This is a genomic window from Streptomyces kryoterrae (genome assembly GCF_054072135.1).
In genome coordinates this window covers 2,119,789-2,132,130 of sequence record NZ_CM133358.1, presented here as the reverse complement: position 1 = coordinate 2,132,130, position 12,342 = coordinate 2,119,789, and the positions used below count along the sequence as shown (strand labels likewise).

Genomic DNA, 12,342 nt, shown 5'->3' with positions numbered 1-12,342 from the left:
CCGATGATCTGTCACCAGCGGCGGCACCCGCGCACGGAACGGGGTCTGTGGTAATGCAGCACGGCAAGTACCGCTTCATCGTGGGATTTTTGGCGGTCCCTCTCGGGCTGTACGCACTTTTCGTCATCTGGCCGTTCATCCAGTCCATCTATTACTCGTTCACGGACTGGACCGGACTGAGCCCGGAATTCAAGATGGTGGGCTTCGACAACTACAAGAGGATGCTCGACGACGACATCTTCTGGAAGTCGTTGCAGCACAGCCTCCTGTTCGCGTTGGTGCTGCCGCTGGTGACGATCAGTCTGGCGCTGTTCTTCGCCTTCATGATCAATGTCGGCGGCAAGCGGCGCCGCGGCGGACCGGTGATTTCCGGGGTCCGCGGTTCCTCCTTCTATAAAATCGTCTACTTCTTTCCGCAGGTGCTGTCGATCGCGATCGTTGCTCTGCTGTTCGCGTTCGCGTACAACCCGGACAGCGGCTCGATCAACTCGCTGCTGCGCGGCATCGGGCTCGACAGCGTCCAGCCGCTCTGGCTGGGCGATCCGAGCCTCGCCCTGTGGTGTGTGATGGCGGTACTGGTCTGGTCGACGGTCGGCTTCTTCGTGGTGCTGTTCTCCGCGGGCATGGCGTCGATCCCGGCGGACCTGTACGAGGCCGCGCTGCTCGACGGCGCGGGCCGGGCCACCACGTTCTTCCGGATCACCCTGCCGCTGCTGTGGGACACCGTGCAGTCCGGCTGGGTCTACATGGGCATCCTCGCGCTGGGCGCCGAGTCGTTCGCGGTCGTCCAGATCATGACGACCGGGCCCGGCGGACCGGACTACTCGACGACCGTCATGGTCCTGTACGTCTACCAGAAGGCCTTCCGCGACGGCCAGGCCGCCTACGCAACCACCATCGGGGTCGCCCTGCTCGTCGTCACGCTGGCCTTCGCGGCCCTCGTGCTGCGGCTGGGCCGGCGCGAGCGGCTGGAGTACTGACACTCATGAAGACGACCGACAGCACACCGCCGGACACGGTTCCCCAGCAGTCCGCAGGGCCCGTGCGCAAGGAGAACGCGTCCGGGAAGGACGAGCGCGAGAAGAAGGAGGGCACCGTCCTCAACGTCTTCTCGCACGGCATGCTCGTCCTGTGGGCGTTCATGGTCGCGATGCCGCTCGTGTGGGCGGTGATGACGTCCTTCAAGGACGACAACGCGATCTTCAGCTCGCCCTGGTCCCTGCCGGACAAGCTGCACTTCGACAACTGGGCGCGGGCCTGGACCGACGCCAACATGAGCGACTACTTCCTCAACACCATCCTGGTGGTGGGCGGTTCGCTCATCGGCACCCTGGTGCTGGGTTCGATGGCGGCCTACGTCCTGGCCCGCTTCGACTTCCCGGGCAACCGGTTCATCTACTACCTGTTCGTCGGTGGCATGAGCTTCCCGATCATGCTGGCGCTGGTCCCGCTGTTCTACGTCGTGAACAACATGGGCCTGCTGAACACGATCCACGGGTTGATCCTGGTCTACATCGCCTACTCACTGCCGTTCACGGTCTTCTTCCTGACCGCGTTCTTCCGGACCCTGCCGGGCTCGGTGGCGGAGGCCGCCTTCGTCGACGGCGCCTCGCACTCCCGGACCTTCTTCCAGATCATGCTGCCGATGGCCAAGCCCGGGCTGATCAGCGTGGGCATCTTCAACTTCCTCGGCCAGTGGAACCAGTACATGCTGCCGACGGTGCTCAACACGGACCCCGACAAAAAGGTCCTCACCCAGGGCCTCGTGCAGCTGGCCGCCAGTCAGGGCTACAAGGGCGACTGGTCGGGTCTCTTCGCCGGTCTGGTGATGGCGATGATCCCGGTCCTCGCCGCGTACATCGTCTTCCAGCGCCAGGTGGTGACGGGACTCACGGCGGGTGCCTTGAAGTAACCGGAACCCTCCGTTCAGCCGCCGTACGCGCGCGTGCATACCGCAAACCGTGCACGCGCGCAGCTATGTGTACAAGACCTCGGATGCAGTTCAACCTCTTGACGGGAGGTGACCCGAACGGCTCAGCTTAGAGTTCACTAGTTGGACATAGTCGGGGCCTCGTCGAAGCGGTCCCGCGCGCAGGAGGTCGTCGTGGAGACTCCGGGGTCGCAGTCGTCACTGCACCGAGCCAACCTGGAACGGGTCGTACGGGCCGTGCGCCTCGCCGGGTCGCTCACGCAGGCCGAGATCGCCAGGACCACCGGTCTGTCCGCGGCCACGGTGTCCAACATCGTCCGCGAGCTGAAGGACGGCGGAACCGTCGAGGTCACGCCCACCTCGGCGGGCGGCCGAAGGGCCCGGGCCGTCTCGCTGAGCGGCGACGCCGGCATCGTGATCGGCGTCGACTTCGGGCACACGCACCTACGGGTGGCGGTCGGAAACCTCGCCCACCAGGTGCTGGCCGAGGAGTCCGAGCCGCTGGACGTGGACGCCTCCGCCGCGCAGGGCTTCGACCGGGCGGAAGAGCTGGTCAATCGCCTGATCGCAGCAACGGGCGTCGACCGTTCCAAGATCGCCGGCGTGGGCCTGGGCGTACCGGGTCCGATCGACGTGGAGTCGGGCACCCTGGGCTCCAGCGCGATACTGCCGGGCTGGAGCGGCACCCGGCCCGGTGAGGAGCTGCGCGGGCGCCTCGACGTGCCCGTGCACGTGGACAACGACGCCAACCTCGGCGCCCTCGGTGAGCTGGTCTGGGGCAGTGGCCGGGGGGTGCGCGACCTGGCGTACATCAAGGTCGCGAGCGGTGTCGGGGCCGGACTGGTGATCGAGGGCAAGATCTATCGGGGCCCGGGTGGCACAGCGGGAGAAATCGGGCATATTACTCTTGATGAATCCGGCCCCGTCTGCCGCTGCGGAAACCGGGGCTGCCTGGAGACCTTCGCGGCGGCGCGCTATGTGCTGCCGCTCCTCCAGTCCAGCCACGGTACCGACCTGACCATGGAAGGTGTCGTACGGCTGGCGCGGGACGGCGACCCGGGCTGCCGTCGCGTGATCGCCGACGTCGGCCGTCACATCGGCAGTGGAGTCGCCAATCTCTGCAATCTGCTGAACCCGAGCAGGGTGGTCCTCGGTGGTGATCTCGCCGAGGCCGGTGAGCTGGTGCTCGGTCCGATAAGAGAGTCTGTCGGCCGCTATGCGATCCCCAGTGCGGCACGTCAACTGTCCGTTCTTCCAGGGGCACTTGGAGGTCGTGCGGAGGTGCTCGGAGCGCTCGCTCTCGCGTTGAGCGAAATGGGTGATTCGACACTTTTGGACGGCACGCTGAACGCAGGCACTCCTGCCTTCACCTAGAGAACGAACAAAGCCGTTGCCAACCCGTTAAGGATTTACTTCTTGACGTCGCACGTGTGGCCGAGTTGACTTCCAGCCACCTCGGTCGCAGCGTTGCGGCCCTGTCAGGGAGGCACCACCGAATGAACGCCATGATGCGTAGAGTCGTTATCGGAACCACGGCGATTTCCATGGCCCTTGCCGTGGCAGCCTGTGGCAAGGCCGGCGACGACAAGTCCGACAGTGACACCAAGACCAGCTCGGGCGGCGGCAAGTCGATCGGCCTGCTCCTGCCCGACAGCGTCACCACCCGCTACGCCAAGTTCGACAAGCCGTACTTCGACGCGAAGGTCAAGGAACTCTGTTCCGACTGCACCCTCGAGTACGCCAACGCGGCGGGCAGCGCGGCCACGCAGGCCCAGCAGGTCAGCAGCATGATCACCAAGGGCGTCAAGGTCATCGCGATCAGCGCCGTGGACTCGGCCGCCATCAAGTCCTCCATCCAGGCCGCGGTCGACAAGGGCATCAAGGTCGTCGCGTACGACCGTCTCGCCCAGGGCCCCGTCTCCGCGTACGTCTCCTTCGACAACGAGAAGGTCGGCCAGCTCCAGGGCCAGTCGCTCCTCGACGCGCTGGGCGCCAAGGCCACCCCGAAGGCCAAGGTCGTCATGATCAACGGTCTGGCCTCGGACCCGAACGCCGCGCTGTTCAAGAAGGGCGCCCACAGCGTCCTCGACGGCAAGGTCGACATCGCCTACGAGCAGGCCGGCGACTGGGACGACAAGGTCGCCGCCCAGAAGATGTCCGCCGCCATCACCCAGCTTGGCGCCAAGAACATCGCGGGCGTCTACTCGGCCAACGACGGCATGGCCGGCGGCATCGCCACCGTCCTCAAGGGCGCGGGCATCAGCACCGTCCCGCTGACCGGTCAGGACGCCGAGCTCAGCAGCATCCAGCGGATCCTCGCCGGCACGCAGGCCAGCACGATCTACAAGGCGTACAAGCCCGAGGCCGACGGCGCCGCCGAGCTGGCCGTCAACCTGCTGGAGGGCAAGAGCATCGACTCTCTCGCCAGCACGTCGCTGACCAGCGGTTCCGGTGACAAGGTGCCCTCGCAGCTGCTGACCCCGGTCGCGCTGACCAAGGCCAACATCAACGACACCGTGATCAAGGACAAGCTGTACACCGTGGCCGATATCTGCACCGCCGAGTTCGCCGCCGCCTGCAAGACCGCCGGTCTTCAGTAGGCACACCCCGATCGCCGGCACCGGGTGAGCGCTCACGGGCGCTCACCCGGACATGACCGCCCGGCGGTCCCGCGAGACCTGTCCGACGCCCGCCCCGGCCTTCAGACCCCGCTGCCGGGACGGGCGTCGGACGGAACCGTTGCCATCGGCAGCGGAATCGCGCATGTTCACCCTGTAAACCAGTGCCTTGTGCACAACCCTCCGCGCCTATTGACAGCGCGGCATCCCCGCCGGTCAGGCGGCGAAGGAGATGGTTAACGTGTCCGCTACGCCCGTGTTGGCGTTGCGCGGAGTCTCCAAGCGATTCGGTGCGGTGCAGGCCCTCACCGAGGTCGAACTGGAGGTCCACGCCGGAGAAGTGGTCGCGCTCGTCGGCGACAACGGCGCAGGAAAGTCCACACTGGTCAAGACGATCGCCGGTGTGCATCCCATCGATGACGGCGTCATCGAGTGGGAGGGCAACCCGGTCAGCATCAACAAGCCGCACGACGCCCAGGGACTCGGCGTCGCGACGGTCTACCAGGACCTCGCGCTGTGCGACAACCTCGATGTCGTCGGCAACCTCTACCTCGGACGGGAGCTGCTGCGACGCGGCGTCATCGACGAGGTCACGATGGAGAAGAACTCGCGTGAACTGCTGAGCACGCTCTCCATCCGCATCCCCAGCGTGCGCATCCCGATCGCGAGCCTCTCCGGCGGTCAGCGCCAGGTCGTCGCCATCGCCCGCGCGCTGATCGGTGACCCCAAGGTCGTCATCCTCGACGAGCCCACCGCCGCCCTCGGCGTCGAGCAGACCGCGCAGGTCCTCGACCTGGTCGAGCGGCTGCGCGAGCGCGACCTCGGCGTCATCCTCATCAGCCACAACATGGCCGATGTCAAGGCGGTCGCCGACACCGTCGCGGTGCTGCGCCTGGGCAAGAACAACGGTTCCTTCTCCGTGAAGGACACCAGTCAGGAAGAGATCATCTCCGCCATCACCGGGGCCACGGAAAACGCCGTGACCCGTCGTGCGGGGCGTCGCAGCACGGAGGCCGCGAAGTGAGCGACACGTCGAAGACAGAGAAGAAGGACGGCGTGGTCGAATCCCAGGCCACCGTGGCCCCCACCGACGATCCCACGGCCGCGGCCGTGCAGGTCGTCGACCCGCGTCTGCTGGTCCGTGAAGAGGGCCTGAAGGGCTACTGGACAGAGTTCAAGCGCAAGGTGAAGGGCGGCGAGATCGGCTCCCTGCCGGTCGTCGTCGGCCTGATCGTCATCTGGACCATCTTCCAGGTGAAGAACGACCGGTTCCTCAGCGCCGAGAACCTGTCCAACATCAGCTTCTACCTGTCGGCCACCGGCATGATCGCCATCGGCCTGGTGTTCGTGCTGCTGCTCGGCGAGATCGACCTGTCCGTCGCCTCCGTCAGCGGCCTGTCGTCCACACTGTTCGCCGTGTTCGTGGTCAACCACGGGGTGAACGTATGGCTCGCCCTGCTGCTGACCATCGCTGTCGGCGTCGGTATCGGCAGCCTGCACGGCTGGTTCTTCGCCAAGCTCGGCGTACCGGCCTTCGTGGTCACCCTGGCCGGCTTCCTCGGCTGGAACGGCCTGATGCTGTGGCTGCTCGGCTCCACCGGCACCATCAACATCCCCGACAACGGCCCGGTGCACCTCCTCGGGCAGCGGTCCTTCTTCATGGACCAGGCCATCATCGGCGCCTACCTGCTGGCCGGCCTCGGAGTGGCCTCGCTGCTCGCCGGATCGGTCATCGAACAGCGCCGCCGCAAGGCCGCGGGAGTGCCCTACCGGACCAACGCCGAGATCGTGCTGCGCGTTGGTGCACTCGCGGTGGCCGCGTTCGTCGCGGCGTACGTGCTGAACTCCTCCTCCGGCGTGTCCAACGCGCTGGTGATCTTCCTCGCCTGCCTGGTGATCGTGGACTTCGTGCTGCGGCGTACGACGTTCGGCCGCAAGGTCTTCGCGGTCGGCGGCGGCATCGAGGCGGCCCGGCGTGCGGGTATCAACGTCCCGCTGATCCGGATCGCGGTCTTCGCGATCGCCGGTGGGTTCGCCGCGATCGGCGGCATGTTCTTCGCCGGACAGACGCAGAGCGCTTCGCTGACGTCCGGTGGCGGCAACACCCTGATGCTGGCGATCGCGGCGGCGGTCATCGGTGGCACCAGCCTCTTCGGCGGGCGGGGCACGGTGTGGTCGGCGCTGCTGGGCATGCTGGTGATCCAGTCGATCCAGACGGGTCTGGACCTGCTGAACATGAACACGTCGATCCAGTACATGATCACTGGTGCGGTGCTCCTGGGTGCCGTTGTGATCGACTCCCTGTCGCGCAAGAGCCAGAAGGCGGCGGGTCGAGCCTGATGGCGCCCCCGCGCCCCTGAAAGCGGCGCCCCTGGCGCACTTTCGAACAAATGTGCCCGGCATCCGCATCGCGGTGCCGGGCACAGGCGTGTCATGGACGACACGTTTCCTGGGTACGGCCGATCACGTGACGTATCACGCAGAGGCCGGGCGTTGGTCGCGAAGGCGGAACACTAGACTCGACACGCCCGGCGAAAGCTCGATCAGCTCTACTGCAAGGAGGCACGGGTGCCGCTGCTGACCCGCATCAAGGGACCGCGCGATCTTGACCGGCTCAGCCTGGAACAGCTCGACCAGCTGGCCGAGGAGATCCGGACCTTCCTCGTCGACGCGGTCTCCAAGACCGGCGGCCACCTCGGCCCCAACCTCGGGGTCGTCGAGCTCACCATCGCGCTGCACCGGGTCTTCGAGTCGCCGAAGGACAAGGTCCTGTGGGACACGGGCCACCAGTCCTACGTCCACAAGCTGCTCACCGGCCGCCAGGACTTCTCACGGCTGAAGATGAAGGGCGGCCTGTCGGGCTACCCCTCGCAGGCCGAGTCCGAGCACGACGTCATCGAGAACTCGCACGCCTCGACGGTCCTCGGCTGGGCCGACGGTCTGGCGAAGTCCAACCAGGTACTGAAACGCGACGACCACCACGTCGTCGCCGTCATCGGTGACGGCGCGCTCACCGGCGGGATGGCCTGGGAGGCGCTGAACAACATCGCCGACGCCAAGGACCGACCGCTGGTCATCGTCGTCAACGACAACGAGCGGTCGTACGCGCCGACCATCGGCGGCCTCGCCAACCACCTGGCCACCCTGCGCACGACGGACGGCTACGAGCGCTTCCTCGCCAAGGGCAAGGACCTGCTGGAGCGCACCCCGGTCGTCGGCAGACCGCTGTACGAGACCCTGCACGGCGCCAAGAAGGGCCTCAAGGACTTCATCGCCCCGCAGGGCATGTTCGAGGACCTGGGGCTCAAGTACGTCGGCCCGATCGACGGCCACGACATCGAGGCCCTGGAGTCCGCGCTGGCCCGCGCCAAGCGCTTCGGCGGCCCGGTCATCGTGCACTGCCTCACCGAGAAGGGCCGCGGCTACCAGCCCGCCCTCCAGGACGAGGCCGACCGCTTCCACGGCATCGGACCCATCCACCCCGACACGGGCCTGCCGGTCAAGGTTTCGGGCGCCGACTGGACCTCCGTCTTCGGCGACGAGATGGTCCAACTCGGCCAGGAGCGCGAGGACATCGTCGCGATCACGGCCGCGATGCTCCAGCCCGTGGGCTTGAAGAAGTTCGCGGACGCCTTCCCGGACCGCATCTACGACGTCGGCATCGCCGAGCAGCACGGCGCCGTCTCGGCGGCCGGGCTCGCCACCGGGGGAGTGCACCCCGTCTTCGCGGTGTACGCCACCTTCCTGAACCGGGCCTTCGACCAGGTCCTCATGGACGTGGCGCTGCACAAGTGCGGCGTGACGTTCGTGCTCGACCGGGCCGGCGTCACCGGCACCGACGGGGCCTCGCACAACGGTATGTGGGACATGTCGATCCTCCAGGTGGTCCCCGGCCTCAGGCTCGCCGCGCCGCGCGACGCCGACCAGGTCCGCGCGCAGCTCCGCGAGGCCGTCGAGGTCGACGACGCGCCGACCGTCGTCCGCTTCTCGAAGGGCGCCGTCGGCCCCGCCGTACCCGCGGTGGGACGCGTCGGCGGCATGGACGTGCTGCGCGAGCCCGGCACCGAAACGCCGGACGTGCTCCTCGTCTCCGTGGGCGCGCTGGCGCCGATGTGCCTGGAGATCGCCGGGCTGCTGGACCAGCAGGGCATCTCGACCACCGTCGTCGACCCGCGCTGGGTCAAGCCGGTCGACGAGGCGATGGTGCCGCTCGCCGAGCGGCACCGCGTGGTCGTCACCGTCGAGGACAACTCCCGGGTGGGCGGCGTCGGTTCGGCCGTCGCGCAGGCACTGCGGGACGCGGGTGTCGACGTACCGCTGCGCGACTTCGGTATCCCGCCGCGCTTCCTCGACCACGCCTCCCGGGCCGAGGTCATGGCGGAGATCGGCCTGACGGCACCGGACATCGCCCGCCAGGTCACCGGGCTGGTCTCCAGGATCGACGGACGGTTCGAGCAGTCCGAGGTCGACTCGGTGGAGTCCGCCCGCGACTGACCCAGGGCTGACCCACGGCTGAGCTCCAATGGGCCGGTTCCCCCACTCTTTACGGTGGTGGAACCGGCCCATTAGCGTGAAATCCCGCGCGCCGGGGCAGGCGCTCCCCCAGTCTCGGCTTCACTCGACCGGGGGGACCCCCATCGCCCCCTCTTGATCATGTCGGGGACGACACAGCGTGGGAGGTACGCCCGTGAGCAGCACCCTCTTCAGGACGAAGAAGGTCGAACAGTCCATCCGCGACACCGAGGAACCAGAACACGCGCTCAAGAAATCCCTGTCCGCGCTGGATCTGACGGTCTTCGGCGTCGGGGTCATCATCGGCACCGGCATCTTCGTCCTCACCGGCACGGTCGCCAAGAACAACGCCGGCCCCGCCGTCGCCCTGGCCTTCGCGGTCGCCGGAGTCGTCTGCGCCCTCGCGGCGCTCTGCTACGCCGAGTTCGCCTCCACGGTCCCGGTGGCCGGGTCCGCGTACACGTTCTCCTACGCCTCGCTCGGCGAACTGCCCGCCTGGATCATCGGCTGGGACCTGGTACTGGAGTTCGCACTCGGTACGGCGGTGGTGGCCGTCGGCTGGTCCGGGTACATCACCTCCCTCCTCGACAACGCCGGCTGGCATCTGCCGGAGGCGCTCAGCGGCCGGGACGGGGCCGACGGCTTCGGCTTCGACATCCTCGCCGCCGCGCTGGTCCTGGCGCTGACCGGCATCCTCGTGATCGGCACGAAGCTCTCCGCGCGCCTCACCTCGGTCGTTGTCGCCATCAAGGTGGCCGTCGTCCTCGTCGTGATCATCGCGGGCGCCTTCTTCGTCAAGAGCGACAACTACCACCCGTTCATCCCGAAGGCGCAGGAGGTGCCGGCCGGCGGCGGCCTCCAGTCGCCGCTCATCCAGCTGATGTTCGGGTGGGCACCGTCCAACTTCGGTGTGATGGGCGTCTTCACCGCCGCCTCCGTCGTCTTCTTCGCCTTCATCGGCTTCGACGTGGTGGCCACGGCCGCCGAGGAGACCAGGAACCCGCAGCGGGACATGCCCCGGGGCATCCTCGGCTCCCTCGTCATCTGCACCACCCTGTACGTCGCGGTGTCGATCGTGGTGACCGGTATGCAGCACTACACCGAACTGTCGGTGACCGCACCGCTCGCCGACGCCTTCAAGGCCACCGGGCACCCGTGGTTCGCCGGCTTCATCAGCTTCGGCGCCGCCGTCGGCCTGACGACGGTCTGCATGATCCTTCTCCTCGGCCAGACCCGGGTCTTCTTCGCGATGAGCCGCGACGGCCTGCTGCCCACCTTCTTCTCCCACGTCCACCCGCGCTTCAGGACCCCGCACCGGCCGACGATCCTGCTGGGCGTGATCATCGCGATCGTCGCCGGCTTCACCCCGCTGAGCGAACTCGCCGAACTGGTCAACATCGGGACGCTGTTCGCCTTCGTGGTCGTCGCGATCGGCGTGGTCATCCTCCGCGGGTCCCGCCCCGACCTGCCCCGGGCCTTCCGGACCCCGTGGGTGCCGTTCGTCCCGGTCCTGTCGGTGCTCGCCTCGTTCTGGCTGATGCTGAACCTGCCCGCCGAGACCTGGCTCCGGTTCGGCGTCTGGATGGCGATCGGCTTCCTCGTGTACTTCCTGTACGGCCGCTCCCACAGCCGCCTCGGACAGGAGCAGAAGGCGACGGCCGACACCAACTGACCCGAGAGGTCGGCGGAGTTGGCCAGAGGGCTCCGTACCGGTACGACGTGCGCTAGTCGCTCCGTACCGTACGGGGCCCGGTGACCTCGGCACCCAACTCGGCTACCCTGCGCCGCAGTTCACGATCGGCGGTGACGACAAGGCGCTCCCGGTCCGCGAACTCGGCGACCAGCTCGACCATCCGGTCGTCCCCGCTGCCGGGCGCCGACTCCACCCGTACGCCCGGCACCGAAGCCACCCCACGGGCCGCGCCCTCGACCACCAGGACGATCTCCACGGGCCCCGCCCGCCCCGGCAACCCGCTCTCCGCGTACGCCACCAGCCGGTCCCGCAGGCGTTGCGCCGCCCCGTGCCGGTCCCGCCACCAGCCGTCGGGTACCGAGCCGACGACATTCGCGGCGTCGACGATCACGAGCAGCGGGGCATCCATGCGGATCAGGGTCGCACGCGGGACCGGAATCAGGGCTACCGGATGAGGGGGCCGGGGGGCGCGGCAAAGGTAAGAGCACACTAAAGTAGTCCAGTGCCCATTGTTCCTCCTTCCCCCACCACGGCCGCGGGGTGTCCCGAGTCGGTCAACGGCGACTGGCTCATACGGGGTCGCGACGGCCGGCTGACCGCGTACGACGCCGTGGGAGACGGCATCGTCTGCCGCGCGGAGTCCCGGCCCGGCGGGCCCTGGCTCCCGCCCCGGCGCATCGGCGGCGACCAGCGCGTGCATCCCACGCTCGGCGTCGGCCAAGGCGCCGACGAGTACGCCCACTTGGCGACCTGGCGGCCCACGGTGAAGGGGGAGGCGGGACTCGTCCACACGACACACTTCCGCCCTGCCCTCGCCGCCCTCGACTGGACGCCCCTCGGCCACCCGAACCAGAAGGGCGACCGGACCGGCGTACCGGCGGTCGCCGTCGACGCGGAGGGCCGCGCCCATGTCTTCGTACGGAACGCCGTGGGCGGCGTCAGCATGCGCGGCCAGAAGGAGCGCGGCGGCTGGGGTCCCTGGCGCGACCTCAAGGGCGAGGACGTGGAAGAGCAGTTGACGGCCGTCACGCGTGCCTCCGGCCGCGTCGAGCTGTACGGCAACTCGCCCCACGGCATCCTGCGCTGGACGCAGGGCGGCCCCGGCTGGATCCCGGAACTCGACGAGAGCCCGCTGAAGGCGACGGCCCGTCAGGGCAGTCTGCGGGCGCTGGTCACGTCCGACGACCACGTGACGCTGTTCTACACGGACGACACGGACACGGTGTGCGCGTGGCGGCCGGGCAGCGAGCCGGTCGAACTGCTCCCGGGGGCCGGTCCCGGCCCGGTGTCGGTCATCCGCTGCACGCTGGACGAGGTCGACTGCACGTTGCTCGCGCAGCGCTCGGCGAGCGGGCGGGTGGCGTTCGCCGCGTATCCGACCGAGCAGGAGTCGGCGGGGGCGTGGTGGACGGAGTCGGGCCCCCAACTCCCCCTGGACGCAAGGGTGTCGCTGACGGAGGACGTGGATGGCAGAGTGGTCGCGGCGACGGTGGTCCCCGGGGGCGGCGAGCTGAGGGTCGCGCGGCGAAAGCGGGAGGCGGGGCTGGCGCTGGAGGCGTGGGTCGTGGTGTGACGGGCTCTTCTCGCCC

General features: G+C 68.2%; 10 protein-coding genes. 9 read left to right on the top strand and 1 reads right to left on the bottom strand.

Annotated elements, in window-relative coordinates:
• The first annotated feature begins 53 nt into the window (after nt 1-53).
• The 8 genes from ACW4TU_RS08895 (at nt 54) to ACW4TU_RS08860 (ending at nt 10,732) form a co-directional block, all read left to right on the top strand.
• Nucleotides 54-980, top strand: coding sequence for a carbohydrate ABC transporter permease (locus ACW4TU_RS08895; RefSeq protein ID WP_164414261.1), 927 nt, complete (start codon nt 54-56; stop codon nt 978-980).
• Between the two features lie 5 nt (nt 981-985).
• Nucleotides 986-1,912 (top strand): carbohydrate ABC transporter permease, encoded by a 927-nt coding sequence (locus ACW4TU_RS08890; protein ID WP_457426366.1) that lies wholly within the window; start codon nt 986-988, stop codon nt 1,910-1,912.
• A gap of 192 nt (nt 1,913-2,104) precedes the next feature.
• Nucleotides 2,105-3,304, top strand: a complete 1,200-nt coding sequence (locus ACW4TU_RS08885; RefSeq protein ID WP_457429993.1) for an ROK family transcriptional regulator — start codon at nt 2,105-2,107, stop codon at nt 3,302-3,304.
• Nucleotides 3,305-3,426: 122 nt separating this feature from the next.
• Nucleotides 3,427-4,530, top strand: a complete 1,104-nt coding sequence (locus ACW4TU_RS08880) for a sugar ABC transporter substrate-binding protein (protein ID WP_457426364.1) — start codon at nt 3,427-3,429, stop codon at nt 4,528-4,530.
• 250 nt (nt 4,531-4,780) lie between these two features.
• On the top strand, nt 4,781-5,572 hold the full coding sequence (locus tag ACW4TU_RS08875) for an ATP-binding cassette domain-containing protein (protein WP_457426362.1): 792 nt from the start codon (nt 4,781-4,783) through the stop codon (nt 5,570-5,572).
• Nucleotides 5,569-6,888 carry a sugar ABC transporter permease gene (locus tag ACW4TU_RS08870; protein ID WP_457426360.1) on the top strand — a complete coding sequence of 440 codons (1,320 nt, stop codon included), beginning with the start codon at nt 5,569-5,571 and terminating at the stop codon, nt 6,886-6,888. The genes ACW4TU_RS08875 and ACW4TU_RS08870 overlap by 4 nt, the downstream gene beginning before the upstream one ends.
• 228 nt (nt 6,889-7,116) lie before the next feature.
• Nucleotides 7,117-9,042: a 1-deoxy-D-xylulose-5-phosphate synthase gene (gene dxs / locus ACW4TU_RS08865; RefSeq protein WP_457426358.1), complete on the top strand. Its 1,926-nt coding sequence runs from the start codon at nt 7,117-7,119 to the stop codon at nt 9,040-9,042.
• Between the two features lie 193 nt (nt 9,043-9,235).
• Nucleotides 9,236-10,732, top strand: a complete 1,497-nt coding sequence (locus ACW4TU_RS08860) for an amino acid permease (RefSeq protein WP_457426356.1) — start codon at nt 9,236-9,238, stop codon at nt 10,730-10,732.
• A 52-nt stretch (nt 10,733-10,784) separates the two neighbouring features.
• Here the strand turns inward: ACW4TU_RS08860 and ACW4TU_RS08855 are convergent, their stop codons facing one another.
• Nucleotides 10,785-11,162 (bottom strand): PIN domain-containing protein, encoded by a 378-nt coding sequence (locus ACW4TU_RS08855; RefSeq protein ID WP_457426354.1) that lies wholly within the window; start codon nt 11,160-11,162, stop codon nt 10,785-10,787.
• Nucleotides 11,163-11,255: 93 nt separating this feature from the next.
• Here ACW4TU_RS08855 and ACW4TU_RS08850 point away from each other — a divergent pair, with 93 nt between their 5' ends.
• Nucleotides 11,256-12,326 (top strand): PLL family lectin, encoded by a 1,071-nt coding sequence (locus tag ACW4TU_RS08850; protein ID WP_457426352.1) that lies wholly within the window; start codon nt 11,256-11,258, stop codon nt 12,324-12,326.
• The last annotated feature ends 16 nt before the right edge of the window (nt 12,327-12,342 follow it).